This is a genomic window from Dickeya sp. Secpp 1600 (assembly GCF_003049805.1).
Taxonomy (GTDB): Bacteria; Pseudomonadota; Gammaproteobacteria; order Enterobacterales; family Enterobacteriaceae; genus Dickeya; species Dickeya fangzhongdai.
On sequence record NZ_CP023484.1, the window covers coordinates 310,235 to 326,938 of the forward strand.

The 16,704-nt window shown below is 59.0% G+C and carries 13 protein-coding genes; 7 read left to right on the top strand and 6 right to left on the bottom strand.

Annotated features, from left to right (window positions below; all coding sequences use genetic code 11):
• Window positions 1-17 precede the first annotated feature (17 nt).
• The 6 genes from accC to CPA59_RS01440 form a co-directional block, all read right to left on the bottom strand.
• Window positions 18-1,361 carry an acetyl-CoA carboxylase biotin carboxylase subunit gene (gene accC, locus CPA59_RS01415; protein WP_038917540.1) on the bottom strand — a complete coding sequence of 448 codons (1,344 nt, stop codon included), beginning with the start codon at window positions 1,359-1,361 and terminating at the stop codon, window positions 18-20.
• Window positions 1,362-1,372: 11 nt separating this feature from the next.
• Entirely contained in the window at window positions 1,373-1,834 is a 462-nt protein-coding gene (gene accB / locus CPA59_RS01420; protein ID WP_038917541.1) for an acetyl-CoA carboxylase biotin carboxyl carrier protein, read from the bottom strand.
• 35 nt (window positions 1,835-1,869) lie between these two features.
• On the bottom strand, window positions 1,870-2,322 hold the full coding sequence (gene aroQ / locus CPA59_RS01425; protein ID WP_029456545.1) for a type II 3-dehydroquinate dehydratase: 453 nt from the start codon (window positions 2,320-2,322) through the stop codon (window positions 1,870-1,872).
• Window positions 2,323-2,560: 238 nt separating this feature from the next.
• Entirely contained in the window at window positions 2,561-3,160 is a 600-nt protein-coding gene (gene msrQ / locus CPA59_RS01430) for a protein-methionine-sulfoxide reductase heme-binding subunit MsrQ (protein ID WP_107758555.1), read from the bottom strand.
• A 68-nt stretch (window positions 3,161-3,228) separates the two neighbouring features.
• Window positions 3,229-4,230 (bottom strand): protein-methionine-sulfoxide reductase catalytic subunit MsrP, encoded by a 1,002-nt coding sequence (gene msrP, locus CPA59_RS01435; RefSeq protein ID WP_107758556.1) that lies wholly within the window; start codon window positions 4,228-4,230, stop codon window positions 3,229-3,231.
• Window positions 4,231-4,489: 259 nt separating this feature from the next.
• Window positions 4,490-5,476, bottom strand: coding sequence for an MDR family oxidoreductase (locus CPA59_RS01440; protein ID WP_107758557.1), 987 nt, complete (start codon window positions 5,474-5,476; stop codon window positions 4,490-4,492).
• Between the two features lie 152 nt (window positions 5,477-5,628).
• Between CPA59_RS01440 and csrD the strand changes: the two genes are divergently transcribed.
• From csrD to yhdP, 7 genes are all read left to right on the top strand, one after another.
• On the top strand, window positions 5,629-7,575 hold the full coding sequence (csrD, locus tag CPA59_RS01445; protein WP_038917545.1) for an RNase E specificity factor CsrD: 1,947 nt from the start codon (window positions 5,629-5,631) through the stop codon (window positions 7,573-7,575).
• 314 nt (window positions 7,576-7,889) lie between these two features.
• The gene (gene mreB / locus CPA59_RS01450) at window positions 7,890-8,933 is read left to right on the top strand and encodes a rod shape-determining protein MreB (RefSeq protein ID WP_012883014.1); all 1,044 of its coding nucleotides are present in this window, start codon (window positions 7,890-7,892) and stop codon (window positions 8,931-8,933) included.
• A gap of 103 nt (window positions 8,934-9,036) precedes the next feature.
• The gene (gene mreC / locus CPA59_RS01455) at window positions 9,037-10,176 is read left to right on the top strand and encodes a rod shape-determining protein MreC (RefSeq protein WP_049854032.1); all 1,140 of its coding nucleotides are present in this window, start codon (window positions 9,037-9,039) and stop codon (window positions 10,174-10,176) included.
• 13 nt (window positions 10,177-10,189) lie between these two features.
• Window positions 10,190-10,678, top strand: coding sequence for a rod shape-determining protein MreD (mreD, locus tag CPA59_RS01460; RefSeq protein ID WP_033570505.1), 489 nt, complete (start codon window positions 10,190-10,192; stop codon window positions 10,676-10,678).
• Between the two features lie 24 nt (window positions 10,679-10,702).
• Complete coding sequence (locus CPA59_RS01465; RefSeq protein WP_107758558.1) at window positions 10,703-11,296, top strand: nucleoside triphosphate pyrophosphatase; 594 nt, start codon at window positions 10,703-10,705, stop codon at window positions 11,294-11,296.
• A complete protein-coding gene (rng, locus tag CPA59_RS01470) occupies window positions 11,286-12,755 on the top strand; it encodes a ribonuclease G (RefSeq protein WP_038663199.1) in 1,470 nt (489 codons plus the stop codon). Before CPA59_RS01465 ends, rng begins: the two co-directional genes overlap by 11 nt.
• A gap of 109 nt (window positions 12,756-12,864) precedes the next feature.
• Complete coding sequence (yhdP, locus tag CPA59_RS01475) at window positions 12,865-16,701, top strand: AsmA2 domain-containing protein YhdP (RefSeq protein WP_107760753.1); 3,837 nt, start codon at window positions 12,865-12,867, stop codon at window positions 16,699-16,701.
• Window positions 16,702-16,704: the final 3 nt, after the last annotated feature.

Sequence of the window (16,704 nt, forward strand, 5' to 3'; positions counted from 1 at the left end):
TTCATCGGTGCGGGAGATTACTGCAGGCCGAGTTTCTTTTCCAGATAGTGGATGTTGGTGCCACCATGCTGGAAGTTTTCGTCGGACATGATGCGCATCTGCAATTCCACATTGGTCTTGATGCCATCAATGATCAGTTCCGCCAGTGCGTTCTTCATACGGGAAATAGCGATGTCGCGGCTTTCACCGTAGGTGATCAGCTTGCCGATCATGGAATCGTAGTGCGGCGGCACGGTGTAGCCCGCGTAAATGTGCGATTCCCAGCGCACGCCAAAACCGCCCGGCGCGTGGAAGCGGGTGATCTTGCCAGGGCTCGGCAGGAAGGTGTTCGGGTCTTCCGCGTTGATACGGCATTCCACCGCATGGCCGCGCACCTGCACTTCGCTCTGCTTGATGGACAACGGCTGACCAGCGGCGATGCGCAGCTGTTCTTTGATCAGGTCGACGCCGGTAATCATTTCCGTCACCGGGTGTTCTACCTGAATACGGGTGTTCATCTCGATAAAGTAGAACTCGCCGTTTTCGAACAGGAACTCAAACGTACCGGCGCCACGGTAGCCGATGTCCACACAGGCTTTGGCGCAGCGATCGCCGATATAACGGCGCAGATCGGCGGTGATGCCCGGCGCCGGCGCTTCTTCGACCACTTTCTGGTGGCGGCGCTGCATGGAGCAGTCGCGCTCAGCCAGATAGATGGCGTTGCCCTGGCCGTCTGCCAATACCTGGATCTCCACGTGACGCGGATTTTCCAGGTATTTTTCCATGTAGACCATGTCGTTGTTGAACGCCGCTTTTGCTTCCGCGCGGGTCATGGCGATGGATTGCTCCAGCTCTTTCTCGCTGCGTACCACACGCATACCGCGACCGCCGCCGCCGCCGGAGGCTTTGATAATGACCGGATAACCGATGCGCTTACCGATAGCGCGGTTCTTATCCATGTCGTCGCCCAACGGGCCGTCAGAGCCCGGCACACAGGGAACACCGGCTTTTTTCATGGCGCTGATGGCGGACACTTTGTCGCCCATCAGGCGAATGGTGTCGGCGCGCGGACCGATGAAAATGAAGCCGGAGCGCTCAACCTGCTCGGCGAAGTCGGCGTTTTCGGACAGGAAACCGTAACCGGGGTGGATCGCCACCGCGCCGGTGATTTCCGCCGCAGAAATGATCGCCGGAATATTCAGGTAGCTTTTCGCAGACTGCGCCGGGCCGATGCACACGGTTTCGTCCGCCAGCAATACGTGTTTCAGGTCGCGGTCCGCTGTGGAGTGCACGGCGACGGTTTTGATGCCCAGTTCTTTACAGGCACGCAAAATGCGCAGAGCAATCTCACCGCGGTTGGCGATGACAATTTTATCTAGCATGGTAAGCCTCGTTATTCGATGACAACCAGTGGCTCGTCAAATTCAACCGGCTGGCCGCTTTCAACCAGAATGGCTTTCACCACGCCTGCTTTGTCCGCTTCGATCTGGTTCATCATTTTCATTGCTTCAACGATGCACAGGGTATCGCCCACTTTTACCTGCTGACCGACTTCCACGAAGGCTTTGGCGTCCGGGCTCGGCGTACGGTAGAAGGTGCCGACCATCGGTGAGCGCACGACGTGACCGCTGATGGCGGCCGGCGCGGCTTCTGCAGCGGCGGCGGGCGCAGCAACCGGGGCGGCGGCCGGAGCGACCTGCGGCATCGGTGCGTAGGCCTGTTGCATAATGGGGTAGCTACCCGGCGCCGGAGCGCGACTGATGCGTACTGACTCTTCGCCTTCGGAGATTTCCAGTTCGGCGATGCCGGATTCTTCAACCAGTTCGATCAGCTTCTTGATTTTACGAATATCCATGAATGTGGTTCCGTACTCTTGTTTATTGGAAACGGTTAATTGGACGTTGACAGGCGTTTGACCGCCGTCTGTAAACCATAATGGTATCCGTCTGCCCCCAGACCGCAGATCACCCCGGCCGACACGTCGGACAGGTAGGAGTGATGGCGGAAGGGTTCACGCGCGTACACGTTGGTCAGATGGATCTCGATAAACGGGATGGCGACCGCCAACAGGGCATCCCGCAGCGCCACACTAGTGTGGGTAAAGGCTGCCGGGTTAATCAGAATGAAATCGGTGTTTCCTCTGGCCTGATGGATACGGTCAATCAGCTCATGTTCCGCATTCGACTGCAGGTGGGAAAGCTGCACGTTCAGCGCTGCCGCATCCTGCTCCAGTCGGCTCACAATCTCCGCCAGCGTCGTATGGCCGTATTTGTCCGGCTCACGGGTGCCCAGCAGATTCAGGTTTGGACCGTTAAGGAGCAAAATGTGAAACTTGTCTGCCATTGTGCTGCTATCTCCCTCGATTGGCTCAGTGGCGCACAACATAACGCGAAGCTATCCGTTTGTCACCCTTTGCCGGGCGAAAATATCCGTTTTCACCCGCAAGGTTTGAACATTATAGCCATATCGTAGCAGTTGGCAGCGAAATACTGGTCTTATCTCCGGAGTTGCCACGTCGTCATTGACAAATTTTTACGAAATTTCACGGAGAACGTCGCCTGATTTACGCCGATATTCGCGATTAACGACGCCACTGACGCAATTTCTTGTAGCGAAAAAGCAGCAAGATGACGGCAACTGACGCGTAAATGACTGGCAATGGCGACAGCGATTTGACCGACCAAAGATAATGAACCGGGGCGAGGATCGCGACCAGATAAATGAGATTATGCAGCTTTTGCCAGCGAGCTCCCAGTTTTCGCTGCGCCGATTGGGTGGAGGTCGCCGTCAGCGCCAGCAGGATTAGCCAGCTCGCCATACCGAGCGTCAGGTAAGGTCGCAGGAAAATCTCTTTTCCCAACAGATCGAGATGATTGGCCCCCAACTCCAGCAAGGTGTAGCTGAGCAGGTGCAGGCTGGCCCAGGCAAAACACCACAGCCCCAGCAGGCGGCGACAACGGATCAGCAATGGCTGTTTGCCGTAGCGCGCCAGCGGCGTCACCATCAGCGTCGCCAGCAGCAGTTTAAGCGCCATTCGGCCGGTAAAATGCTGGATATCTTTTGCCGGATCGGCGCTGAACGCGCCCTGATTGACGGCGAATACCAGCCATGCCAGCGGCAGGAACGCCGCCAGATGCAGCACCACTTTCAGGGCTGTGATGTGTCGGGCGGTTAAACGCATGCGGACGTTTTCCTGTGTATTGAGCATTCCTGTGAGTCCCGGGCCATATGGAGTAAACCCTGCGGCGATCAGTAATTCGCCCGTAAATCCAGCCCCTGATACAGCGAGGCGACCTGGTCGGCATAACCGTTGAACATCAGCGTCGGCTGGCGCTGAACGTTCAACAATCCGCCGGAGCCGATCACCCGTTCGCTGGCCTGTGACCAGCGCGGATGGTCGACGTTCGGATTGACGTTGGCGTAAAACCCGTACTCGTTGGGCGCGGACAGATTCCAGGTGGACGGCGGTTGCTGTCGGGTCAGCCGGATATGCACGATGGATTTGATGTTCTTGAAGCCGTATTTCCACGGCGTAACCAGCCGGATCGGCGCGCCGTTTTGCGGCGGTAGCGTTTTGCCGTATACGCCGACCGCCAGCAACGTCAGCGGGTGCATGGCTTCGTCCATACGTAACCCTTCGACGTAGGGATAGTCCAGGCCGCCGCCCACGAAACTGTCTTTCTGACCGGGCATCTGCGCCGGGTCATAGAGCGTCTGAAAGGCGACATAACGGGCGTCGCTGGTGGGTTCGGCCAGTTTTATCAATTGCGACAGTTCAACGCCGACCCACGGGATCACCATCGACCAGGCTTCGACGCAGCGAAAACGGTAGATGCGTTCTTCCTGCGCGAAACGGCGACGAATGTCGTCGATATCCAGCGTCATGGGTTTGGCGACTTCGCCGTCAATCCGGACTTTCCAGCCCTCGGTCTTGAGACCGCCCGCGTTGGCGGCAGGGTCGGCCTTGTCCAGACCGAATTCGTAGAAGTTGTTGTAGCCGGTTACTTTGTCTTCCGGCGTTAACGCCAGGTCCGGGTGCCACTGCGGCGGCTGACTGAACGTTAGCGGCTTACCGGGCGGGGCGACAGGCGCCTGCTTGCCCTGGAACCAGTTGAGCAGGTCGGCGCGCGCGCCGGACGACAGGCTCAGCGTGGCGGCGGTAAGACCCAGCGCCTTGAGGACGGTTCGGCGTTGGTGGAACAGGGATTCCGGCGTCACATCGGCGTCGGTCAGTTTGCGATGTCTGGGCATGGTGAACTCCCGCTTTTGATTATTGATGTCTGGCTGGGGGATTCGGGTTAAATGCTCGCCCTGAACGTGATGGCGATGTGGTCAGTATGCGGTGAAATAATGTGCCGGGGAAACGTTCTTTTTTTACCGAGTGTTACATTATACCGGATGTTACATTATACCGGATGTTACATTCTGCTGGGTGTTCCAGTTGTTCATTCTGGCAGTTGTTGCAAAAGGAGAAGAGGACAGGCCGTTGCCGGCCCGTCCTGAAACAGGGCTAATCCGCAGCGCCGACGCGCACCAGCGTACGGCCGGTAACCCGGTTTTCCAGCAGTGCAGCGGCGGTGGCGGGAACCTGCTCCAGCGTAATTTCCTGCGTAACCTGTTCATAGAAGGACGCCGGCAGCAGCGTGGCCAGACGACGCCAGGCTTCCTGACGCCGCGCGCGTGGCGTCATCACCGAGTCGACCCCTTGCAGGCGCACATTGCGCAGAATAAACGGCATCACCGTGGCGGGCAGCGATACGCCGCCCGCCAGCCCGCATGCCGCGACGGTCGCGCCGTAATGCATTTGGGTCAGCAGCGTCGCCAGCACCTGATCGCCCACCGTGTCGATGGCGCCTGCCCAGCGTTGTTTTTCCAGCGGACGACCGGCAGTGGCGAACGCCTTGCGATCCAACACCTGATGAGCGCCAAGTTGCTGCAGATAGGCGCTGTTGTCCGCCCGGCCGCTGATCGCCGTAACCTGATAACCCAGCGCGTGCAACAGCGCGACGGCGGTACTGCCGACGCCGCCGCTGGCGCCGCTGACCACCACCTCGCCGCTCGCCGGGGTTACCCCGCCTTCTTCCAGCGCCATGACGCACAGCATGGCGGTGAAACCGGCGGTGCCGAGGATCATCGCCTGACGCGGCGTGAGTCCCTGCGGCAACGGCACCAGCCAGTCGGCCCGCACCCGCGCCTGTTCCGCCAGCCCGCCCCAGTGATTTTCTCCCACGCCCCATCCGGTCAGTACTACGGGCTGCCCGGCCTGGAAGTCGGGATGGTCGCTGTGGTGAACGGTTCCGGCAAAATCGATACCCGGCACCATCGGGAATTGACGAATGATCTTCCCTTTACCGGTGATAGCCAGCGCATCCTTATAGTTGATGCCGGACCAGTCGACGTCGACGGTGACATCGCCATCAGGTAATTGTGACGGTTCGATGGTGCTGACATCGGCCAAAGTCAGACCGTCTTGTTGCCTGAGCACTAAAGCGCGCATAAAAATCCTCCTTATCGGGGACAAAAATAGAGGTAAATCATTTAAGGACTATATTTGTAACGGGTAGTATGCGAACTGATAAATCGCAAAGAACACACAAAGTATCTCATGAAAGCACTTTTCAATTCTTTGATACGGAGTTAGGCGCAGGGATGGGGTTGACTGCCAGAATATCGATATTGATGACGATGCTAACGACATTGGCCGTAGTGCTAATGTTGGCCAGCAGCATTTTCAGTTTTGTGTGTTATAGCCAGCAACGGATGGAGCACCAGCTCAGGGCGGTGGCGGCGAGTATTGATCAGGCGCTGCTGGTGCAGCCGCCCGGCAGTATCCAGTTCTGGTTGCCGGCGGTGATGAAAGCGGCCGGAATCGTGGAACTGGAGATTCGCGACGGTCACGAAAGCCTCTATTTATTACGTTTGCCGGAAATGTTGTCTGACGGCGAGGATCGGGCGCTGCTCTATCGTCACACCCGTTTATCGCTGCTGCACCATACTGACGTGCGGGTAAACGTAACCTACGTCGACCCGCTGTTCGGCATACCGCGTTATCTCAAATCCGCCTTGTCCATCGTGCTGGTGATTTTGCTGATCGCGGTGACCGTGTTTCATGGCGTGCGCTGGCTACGACGTCAAATGGCCGGACAGGAACAGTTGGAGAAGCGCGCCCGACGCATTCTGGCGGGCGAGCGCGACACCGTGATGCACGGTTCGGTACACGAATGGCCGGCGACGGCCAGCGGCGCGCTGGACCAGTTGCTGCTGGATCTGGCGGAGGCGCGCGAAGCGCGCAGTCGGGTGGATACGCTGATCCGCTCGTTCGCGGCGCAGGATGCGCAAACCGGCCTGAATAACCGGCTGTTTTTTGAAAATCAGCTCGCCACGCAACTGGAAGACCCGGAAGACGTCGGCACGCACGGCGTGGTGATGATGATCCGCCTGCCGGATTTTGACACCCTGCAGGAAACGCATGGCTACGGCGGCGTGCTCGAAGAGTATCGCAATACCCTGATCAACCTGCTGTCCACGTTTGTCTTACGCTACCCCTCCGCGCTGCTGGCGCGTTACTACCACAGTGATTTTACGGTGCTGTTGCCGCACCGCACCCTGAAAGAAGCGGACAGCATCGCCAGCCAACTGGTGAAAGCGATCGATATTCTGCCGGTTACGCCGCTGATCGATCGGGAAGACATTTTGCACATCGGCATCAGCGCCTATCACGGCGGGCAGACCACCGAACAGGTGATGGAAAGCGTGGAAGATGCCACCCGCAACGCCGTATTGCAGGGCGGCAACGGCTGGTGCGTTTATGACCGGCGGGTGCCGGAAAAAGGCCGCGGCAGCGTGAAGTGGCGCACGCTGCTGGAACATACCCTGTTGCGCGGCGGGCCGCGTTTGTATCAGAAACCGGCGATTACCCGCGACGGCGAGTTGCATCACCGGGAAATGTTTAGCCGAATTTATGATGGCACCCAGGAATTGCTGGAGGCGGAGTACATGCCGCTGGTGCGTCAGCTTGGCCTGACTTCCGGTTATGACCGTCAGTTGATCAACCGGGTGATTGCCCTGACGGTCAGTTGGCAGGATTCGGTGCTGGCTTTACCGATTACGGTGGATTCGCTGTTGCAGCGGCCGTTCCTGCGCTGGCTGCGCGAAACGTTGCTCCAGTGTCCGAAAAGGCAGCGCGAGCGATTATTGTTTGAACTTGCTGAAGCGGATGTGTGTCAATATATCGGCCGTTTGCGACCGATACTTGCCATGATCACCGGTCTGGGCTGCCGGCTGGCGGTGACGCAGGCCGGGCTGACGCTGGTCAGCACCGCCTATATCAAGTCGCTGAGGGTGGAGGTGATCAAGCTGCACCCGGGGCTGGTGCGCAGCCTGGATAAGCGACCGGAGAACCAGCTGTTCGTCAGTAGTCTGACCGAGGCCTGTAAGGGGACGCACGCCCAGGTGTTCGCCGCCGGCGTGCGTACGCGCGAAGAGTGGCAGACGTTGCTGGATAAAGGCGTTTGCGGCGGTCAGGGCGATCTGTTCGCCGCTTCCGAGCCCGTCGGCAACACGCTGAAAAAATATTCACCGCGCACGTATGTTTGATGTCAAAATCCGAACAAATTAGCGTAGAATATCGGCGCCATAGCGTAGCTGACCGGTTTGCTGAACGGGGCGGCGCGCACGAAAATGTTAGATTTTATGTCGGTGGTTCGCGCAATTTTCGGGGACAGCTCGCGACAATCCCAGCCGCTGCCAGAAGGATCGCTGTTCTGCAGGCATTTATTATCATGGCAATTTGCGCAAACATCATTTTTTCACCGTAGCAGAGCCGGTTAGCGCCTTGTCGCTGTTGCGTGTGGTTGGTACAGTAAGCGGATTTCATTTCCGCCCCCAGCTTGCAGGATTATCCTTTAGTTATGTTTAAGAAATTTCGTGGCATGTTTTCCAACGACTTGTCCATCGACCTGGGTACCGCCAATACCCTGATTTACGTAAAAGGACAAGGCATTGTACTGAATGAGCCTTCCGTGGTGGCTATTCGCCAGGATCGTGCCGGTTCCCCGAAAAGCGTGGCCGCCGTCGGTCACGAGGCCAAACAGATGTTGGGCCGTACGCCGGGTAATATCGCCGCCATTCGTCCGATGAAGGACGGCGTGATCGCCGACTTCTTCGTCACCGAAAAAATGCTGCAGCACTTCATCAAGCAGGTGCACAGCAACAGCTTCATGCGTCCGAGTCCGCGCGTGCTGGTGTGTGTGCCGGTCGGCGCTACCCAGGTTGAACGCCGTGCGATCCGCGAATCCGCTCAGGGCGCAGGCGCCCGTGAAGTGTTCCTGATCGAAGAGCCGATGGCGGCTGCGATCGGCGCCGGTTTGCCGGTATCCGAAGCGACCGGCTCCATGGTAGTGGATATCGGCGGCGGTACCACGGAAGTGGCGGTGATCTCCCTGAACGGCGTGGTGTACTCCTCCTCGGTACGTATCGGCGGCGACCGTTTCGACGAAGCCATCATCAACTATGTTCGTCGTAACTACGGCTCCCTGATTGGTGAAGCGACCGCTGAGCGTATCAAACACGAAATCGGTTCCGCCTATCCGGGCGACGAAGTGCGCGAAATCGAAGTGCGCGGTCGTAACCTGGCTGAGGGCGTGCCGCGCGGTTTCAACCTCAACTCCAATGAAATCCTGGAAGCGCTGCAGGAACCGCTGACCGGTATCGTCAGCGCCGTGATGGTCGCACTGGAGCAGTGCCCGCCGGAACTGGCGTCCGATATTTCTGAACGCGGCATGGTATTGACCGGCGGCGGCGCGCTGTTGCGCAACCTCGATCGCCTGCTGATGGAAGAAACCGGCATTCCGGTCGTGGTGGCGGAGGATCCGCTGACCTGCGTAGCGCGTGGCGGTGGTAAGGCGTTGGAAATGATCGACATGCATGGCGGCGATTTGTTCAGCGAAGAATAATCCGGCCAGAACAAAGAAGGGGGACCGATCGCATGGATGAAAGCCTGCCGTATTCATCCCGCGTGGTAGCCCCCTTTTTTATTGTCGAGGAATACGCAATTTTATGAAGCCGATTTTTAGCCGGGGCCCTTCCCTGCAACTGCGCCTTTTTCTTGCAGTTATTACCGCAATTGTCATTATTTTTGCTGACAGTCGGCTCGGTACGTTTGTCAAAATCAGAACGTACATGGATACCGCCGTCAGCCCGTTCTATTTTCTGGCGAATGGCCCGCGCGCCATGCTGGATAACCTGTCCGCCAATCTGACCTCCCGTGAACAGCTGGAGCGGGAAAATACCGCCCTGCGTCAGGAACTGCTGCTGAAAAACAGCGATCTGCTGCTGCTGGGGCAATTTCGTCAGGAGAACGCCCGTCTGCGCGAACTGCTGGGGTCGCCGCTGCGTCAGGAAGAGCAGAAGATGGTCACGCAGGTGCTGTCCTCCGGTTCCGATCCCTATAGCGATCAGGTGGTGATCGACAAAGGCAACGTCAATGGCGTGTATGAAGGGCAACCGGTCATCAGCGATAAAGGCGTGGTCGGCCAGGTTGTCGCGGTGGGGCAGTTTACCAGCCGCGTGCTGTTGATTTGCGATGCGTCTCATGCGCTGCCGATTCAGGTGCTGCGTAACGACATCCGCGTTATCGCCGCCGGCAACGGCTGCACCGAAGATTTACAACTGGAACATCTGCCCAACAATACCGATATTCGGGTCGGCGATGTGCTGGTCACCTCCGGTCTGGGTGGGCGTTTCCCGGAAGGGTATCCGGTGGCGGTGGTGTCGTCCGTGAAAGTGGACACTCAGCGCGCTTACACCGTTATTCAGGCGCGTCCTACCGCTGAGCTGCAACGTCTGCGTTATCTGTTGCTGATGTGGGGCGTCGACAGCAATTCCCGCACCGCGCTGCCGCCGGACGACGTGCACCGGGTAGCGAACGAGCGCCTGATGCAGATGATGCCGCACGTGCTGCCGTCGCCAGAGGAAATGGGGCCGCCTGCGCCGTCGTCAAACACGCCGGCGGCTGACTTTGTCGGCCCGCCCGCGCCGCCTGCTAAAACGGCGCCGGCCAAAACCAATAATGCGGCGCCGTCCAAACCGGCGAACGCCACATCGACCCGGCATACCACGACGCCAGCCGCCAATCCGGCTGCGCCGTCGCAGCAAAGGACCACGCCCGCGCCCGGCGCGTCGGGAGGTAACCAATGACGGGAGGTAACCCATGAATAGTTACCGCCGGCACGGGCACTGGATCATCTGGCTCTCTTTTCTGGTGGCAATGGTGCTGCAGATCATGCCCTGGCCGGATGACCTCTACATGTATCGCCCTTCCTGGTTGACGTTGATCCTGATTTATTGGGTGATGGCGTTGCCGCACCGGGTCAATGTCGGCACCGGGTTTGTGCTGGGGATGATCACCGACCTGATCCTCGGCTCCACGTTGGGAGTACGGGCGCTGGGGCTGAGCATCATCGCTTATCTGGTGGCGTTCAAATTCCAGTTGTTCCGCAACATGGCGCTGTGGCAGCAGGCGCTGATCGTCATGCTGCTGTCGCTGGTGCTGGATTTACTGGTGTTCTGGGCGGAGTTCCTGGTGATCAATGTCTCTTTACGGCCGGAAATTTTCTGGAATAGTGTCGTCGACGGCATATTGTGGCCGTGGCTGTTCCTGCTGATGCGCAAGATTCGCCGCCAGTTTGCCGTTCAATAACAAGCAAATGATAAGAGGAAAGAGATGACCGATCTGTATCTGGCGTCCGCGTCGCCTCGTCGCCGCGAACTGCTGACGTTGCTGGACCTCTCGTTCGATATTTTGAAGATCGATGTCGCCGAGCAACGCCAGCCGGATGAAACGCCGGAACAGTATGTCAGCCGTCTGGCGTGCGACAAAGCCGGCGCCGGCGTGGCGACGGCGCCGGTGGATTTGCCGGTGCTGGGCGCCGATACCATTGTGGTGCTGAACGGTCAGGTGCTGGAAAAACCCCGCGATGAAGAAGATGCCGCCCGCATCCTGCGCGCGTTGTCCGGCCAGCGTCATCAGGTGATGACCGCGCTGGCGCTGGCGGACCGTCGTGAGAGCGTGTCGGCGCGGGTCGTGACCGAGGTGCAATTCCGCACGCTGTCCGACGACGAAATTACGCAATATATCGCCAGCGGCGAGCCGATGGATAAAGCCGGCGCTTACGGCATTCAGGGAAAGGGCGGATGTTTCGTTAAATCGATTTTCGGGAGCTATCACGCCGTGGTAGGGTTGCCATTGGTGGAAACTCTTGAATTGTTCACACATTTTTCTGCACGGCGTAAAGAACGAGGAACCCATGACCGCTGAGTTGCTGGTAAACATTACCCCTTCAGAGACGCGTGTCGCTTATATCGACGGCGGTATTTTGCAGGAAATCCATATCGAGCGGGAAGCCCGGCGTGGAATTGTCGGCAATATCTACAAAGGCCGGGTCAGCCGTGTGCTGCCGGGCATGCAGGCGGCGTTCGTCGATATCGGGCTGGATAAAGCGGCGTTTCTGCACGCGTCCGATATCATGCCGCATACCGAGTGCGTGGCTGGCGACGAGCAGAAAAATTTTCATGTGCGCGACATCGCCGAACTGGTGCGTCAGGGGCAGGACCTGATGGTCCAGGTGGTGAAAGACCCGCTCGGCACCAAGGGCGCGCGCCTGACTACCGATATTACGCTGCCGTCGCGTTATCTGGTGTTCATGCCGGGCGCGTCGCACGTCGGGGTATCTCAGCGTATTGAAAGCGAAGCCGAGCGCGAGCGCCTGAAAAAGACGGTGGCTGATTACTGCGACGAGCAGGGCGGCTTTATCATCCGTACCGCCGCCGAGGGCGTGGGCGAAGAAGAGCTGGCGCAAGATGCCGCCTTTCTCAAGCGCTTGTGGACCAAGGTGATGGAACGCAAAAAGCGCAACCAGACCAAATGCAAACTGTATGGCGAGCTGGCGCTGGCCCATCGCATCCTGCGTGATTTCGCCGGCGCGTCGCTGGATCGCATCCGTGTTGATTCAAAGCTGACCTACGACTCGCTGCTGGAATTCACCGCCGAATACATCCCGGAAATGACCAGCAAGCTGGAGCATTACAGCGGCAAACAGCCGATTTTCGACCTGTACGACGTGGAAAACGAGATTCAGCGGGCGCTGGATCGCAAGGTAGAACTGAAATCCGGCGGCTACCTGATTATCGACCAGACGGAAGCGATGACCACCATCGACATCAACACCGGCGCGTTTGTCGGTCACCGCAATCTGGACGAAACCATTTTCAATACCAATATCGAAGCGACGCAGGCGATTGCCCGTCAGCTGCGGCTGCGTAATCTGGGCGGGATCATCATCATCGATTTCATCGACATGGGGAATGAGGATCACCGCCGTCGCGTGCTGCATTCGCTGGAACAGGCGCTAAGCAAGGATCGGGTCAAAACCGGCATCAGCGGCTTCTCTCAATTGGGACTGGTGGAGATGACGCGCAAGCGCACCCGTGAGAGCATAGAACATGTGTTGTGCAGCGAGTGTCCTACCTGTCACGGCCGCGGGTCGGTAAAAACCGTGGAAACCGTGTGCTATGAAATCATGCGCGAAATCGTGCGTGTACACCATGCTTATGATTCCGACCGCTTCCTGGTTTACGCCTCGCCGGCGGTGGGCGAAGCATTGAAAAGCGACGAGTCGCATGCACTGGCGGAAGTGGAGATTTTCGTCGGCAAACAGGTCAAGGTTCAGATCGAACCCCTGTACAGCCAGGAACAGTTTGATGTGGTCATGATGTAAGGTCATGCCGCCCGCCGCCAAGGCCGGCTGGCGGGTTTTTCTCTGTTAAGGTTTTCGCTCGTCGCCGGTGACGAACAACGAGGAGACATGTGTGAGGCGACTGGCCGGCATAAAACGATTGCCCGGAATAGCAGCAGCCACGGGGGCCATTCTGATTGTACTGGTCGCGCTGCTGGTCAGCGGCCTGAGAATGGTGCTGCCGACGCTGGATACTTTCCGGCCACAGGTCGTGGCCTGGGCGCAGTCCGTCACCGGTTTGCCGATGGAGGTGGAGAGCCTTAGCGGCAGTTGGGAAACCTTCGGCCCCACGCTGGATATCACCAATCTACGTATTCATCATCCGGATGCCGAGTGGCAATCGGAACGCATTTCGGTGGCGCTGGATGTCTGGCAGTCGCTGCTGCATCTGAAGTGGAAATTCCGCGATCTCACGTTTTATCACCTGCAAGTAGACATCAAAACGCCGATCGATCCCGATCGACAGCGTGCCCGCACCTGGGAACCGGATCAACTTGGCTCGCTGTTCCTGCGACAGTTCGATCATTTCGATCTGCGCAATAGCCGCATTCGTTTCCTGACCCCGGCGGGTACCCAGGCCGAACTGCAAATTCCCCAACTGACCTGGCTGAACGGTAAAAACCGGCACCGGGCGGAAGGGCAAATTAGCCTGTCCAGCCTTAACGGCCCGCACGGCATGGTGCAGCTGCGCATGGATTTGCGCGACGAGCAGGGCTGGCTGAATAACGGCGTGGTCTATCTGCAGGCCGACAACATCGACATGAAACCGTGGCTGGGCCGCTGGATTCGCAACAACACCGGGCTGGAGAGCGCCAATTTCAGCCTCGCCGCCTGGTTGCAGGTGCGGGAAGGCGACATGTACGGCGGCGATCTGTTGCTCAGTCAGGGCGATGCCAGCTGGCGCGACGGTACCACGCTGCACCAACTGGGCATTAACGGCATGACGCTGCACGCCAGCCGCTACCAGAACGGCTGGCAGTTGGATGTGCCGGCGCTGAACCTGTCCACCGATGGCGTCGACTGGCCGAAAGGGCAACTGTCCGCCCTGTGGCTGCCGTCGGATACGCAGTTGCTGGGGCCGGACCGCCCGGCCGAGTTACGCATCCGCGGTCGTCATCTGGCGCTGGATCGTCTGGGGCCGTTGCTGCCGCTGCTAAGCACCACTACGCCGGAATTGAAAACCCGCTGGCAGGCATTGCAGCCGGAAGGGCAACTGACCACGCTGGCGCTGGATATCCCCTTGCAGCAACCCGAACAGACCCGCTTTCAGGCGAGCTGGCAGGATGTCGGCTGGAAAAACTGGCGACTGCTGCCGGGTGCCAATCATGTTTCCGGCGAGGCGGCAGGCAGTCTGGCGCGCGGGCGGGTGCGGGTGAATCTGGCGCAGAGTACCTTGCCGTATCAGGACATGTTCCGCGCGCCGCTGGATATCCGGCAGGCGGACGCCACGCTGGACTGGCGCAACGATCCTCAGGGCTGGGAGTTGTGGGGACAAGGGCTGGACGTTCGCTCCCGTTCGTTGTGGGCCAACGGTGATTTCCGCTATCGCCATCCCGCGCAGGGAGAACCACGGCTGGATATTCTGGCCGGGATTCGGCTCGGCGATGCCGCCGATGCCTGGCGCTATTATCCCGAGCCGTTTATGGGCAAGGATCTGGTGAATTACCTGACCGGCGCCATCAAATCGGGTCAGGTGGATAACGCCACGCTGGTGTTCGCCGGCAATCCGGCGCAGTTCCCGTTCGAGCATCAGGAAGGGCAATTCCAGGTCTGGGTGCCGCTGGAAAAATCGCGTTTCGAGTTCCAGCCCGGCTGGCCCGCGCTGGACAATCTGAATATTACCCTGAATTTCCTTAACAACGGCCTGTGGATGTCGGCGCCGCATGTGATGCTGGGCGAGGCCGAAGGGCGCAACATCAATGCGGTGATCCCGGACTACAGCAAGGAAAAGCTGCTGATTGACGGCGACATCAGCGGAAGCGGTAAGAAAGTGAGCGATTACTTCGCGCAGACGCCGATGAAACCCACGCTGGGCAGCGCGCTGACGCAGCTCCAGATTGGCGGAGACGTGCAGGGCAACCTGCATCTCGACATCCCGCTCAATGGCGGGCTGGTGAAGGCCAGCGGCGACGTAGCGCTCAACAATAACCATCTGTTTATCAAGCCGCTGGACGTGCCGCTCCAGTCGGTCAGCGGGACGTTCCATTACGATAACGGCAACCTCTCCAGCCAGACGCTACAGGCGCGCTGGCTCGAACAACCGCTGACCTTCAACTTTTCGACTCAGGAACAGGAAAAAGCGTTTCTGGTCAATGTCGGATTGCAGGGAAGCTGGGCGGTGTCCCGTTTGCCGGGGCTGCCCAAACCGGTAACGATGGCGCTTAATGGCAATGCCGGCTGGCAGAGCGCGGTACAGGTAACGCTGCCGCATCAGGGGCCATCCAGTTATGAAGTGACGGTTCAGGGCGATCTTAAGGAAGTGAGCAGTCGCTTACCTTCTCCGCTGAATAAAGCCGGAGGAACGGCGCTGGGGCTGCAGGTCAGCGCCAAAGGGGACGTTCGCGGTTTCTCGCTCACCGGTTCATTGGGAAAAAACCAGTCTTTCAACAGTCAGTGGCTGCTTAAAGATAACAAAGTCATGCTGACGCGAGCCGCCTGGCAGGAAGGGGTGAAACCCCCGCCGCTGCCGGATGATTCGTCGCTGACGCTGGCGCTGCCGCCGCTGGATGGCGAGCGCTGGCTGGCGCTGCTGCCCGGCGTGCGCAACGCCGTTACGGCGCAGGCCGGAGCCAGCCGCTTTCAGTGGCCGGAGCGGGTGACGCTGACCACGCCGGAACTGAAAATACTCGGTCAGCAATGGCATGACCTGATGTTTACCAGCCGCAGCCAGAACGGCGGCAGCGAAATTACCGCCGCCGGCAGAGAAATCGACGGTCGCCTGCTGATCCCAGCTTCCGGGCTGTGGCGCGGCGATGTGCGCTATCTTTATTATAATCCGCAGTGGCAAGGGGACGATGCGACCAACCCGGCGGCGCTGGCGGAGAAAAAATCGCCGCTCAACGATCCCAGCATTCGCTTTGAAGACTGGCCGGCGCTGCAGTTTGAATGCCGTGAATGCTGGCTGATGGGGCAAAACGTCGGGCAGATGAAAGGCACGCTGCAACCGGAACCCAACAAGCTGGTGCTGGCTAACGGGCTGGTCGACAACGGTAAGGCCAGGCTGACGCTGGACGGCAGCTGGCAGGAAAGCGGCGAAGGCACCCGCACCGCGATCAAAGGGCAATTGTCCGGCGGCAGCCTGAGCGACAACGCCGACTGGCTGGGGCTGGCGACGCCGTTGCGCGCCGGCGCGTTCAAGATCGACTACGACCTATACTGGCACGGTTCGCCGTGGGCGCCGCATATTCCGAGCCTGAGCGGGATCCTGAAAACCGATATCGGCAAAGGCGAAATCGTCAACGTCGGCACCGGTCAGGCCGGGCAATTATTACGGCTGGTGAGTTTCGATGCGCTGCTGCGTAAGCTACAGTTTGATTTCAGCGACACCTTCGGCAAAGGCTTTTACTTTGACTCGGTTCGCAGCACGGCGTGGATAAAAGACGGGGTGCTGCACACCGATAATCTGCTGGTGGACGGCCTTGAGGCGGATATCGCCATGAAAGGCGACATCGACCTGGTGAAGCGCGAACTGTCGATGGAAGCGGTGGTGGCGCCGGAGATTTCCGCCACCGTCGGCGTGGCGACCGCCTTTGCGGTCAACCCGGTAATCGGGGCGGCGGTGTTTGCCGCCAGCAAGGTGCTGGCGCCGTTGTGGAGTAAAATTTCCCTGATTCGTTACCACATTTCCGGTAGTGTGGATCAACCAAAGATTCAGGAAGTAGTGCGTGAACCGCAAAAAGCCAAAGCCGCCGAGGCGGCGGGCCAGTAACTG

What these genes read in the sequence shown, in the direction of transcription:
- csrD (WP_038917545.1), top strand. Translation starts at nt 5,629, where the DNA reads ATGGGGTTGACTGCCAGAATATCGATATTGATGACGATGCTAACGACA.
- mreC (WP_049854032.1), top strand. Translation starts at nt 9,037, where the DNA reads ATGAAGCCGATTTTTAGCCGGGGCCCTTCCCTGCAACTGCGCCTTTTT.
- mreB (WP_012883014.1), top strand. Translation starts at nt 7,890, where the DNA reads ATGTTTAAGAAATTTCGTGGCATGTTTTCCAACGACTTGTCCATCGAC.
- aroQ (WP_029456545.1), bottom strand. Translation starts at nt 2,322, where the DNA reads ATGGCAGACAAGTTTCACATTTTGCTCCTTAACGGTCCAAACCTGAAT.
- accC (WP_038917540.1), bottom strand. Translation starts at nt 1,361, where the DNA reads ATGCTAGATAAAATTGTCATCGCCAACCGCGGTGAGATTGCTCTGCGC.
- msrQ (WP_107758555.1), bottom strand. Translation starts at nt 3,160, where the DNA reads ATGCGTTTAACCGCCCGACACATCACAGCCCTGAAAGTGGTGCTGCAT.
- msrP (WP_107758556.1), bottom strand. Translation starts at nt 4,230, where the DNA reads ATGCCCAGACATCGCAAACTGACCGACGCCGATGTGACGCCGGAATCC.
- CPA59_RS01465 (WP_107758558.1), top strand. Translation starts at nt 10,703, where the DNA reads ATGACCGATCTGTATCTGGCGTCCGCGTCGCCTCGTCGCCGCGAACTG.
- mreD (WP_033570505.1), top strand. Translation starts at nt 10,190, where the DNA reads ATGAATAGTTACCGCCGGCACGGGCACTGGATCATCTGGCTCTCTTTT.
- rng (WP_038663199.1), top strand. Translation starts at nt 11,286, where the DNA reads ATGACCGCTGAGTTGCTGGTAAACATTACCCCTTCAGAGACGCGTGTC.
- accB (WP_038917541.1), bottom strand. Translation starts at nt 1,834, where the DNA reads ATGGATATTCGTAAAATCAAGAAGCTGATCGAACTGGTTGAAGAATCC.
- CPA59_RS01440 (WP_107758557.1), bottom strand. Translation starts at nt 5,476, where the DNA reads ATGCGCGCTTTAGTGCTCAGGCAACAAGACGGTCTGACTTTGGCCGAT.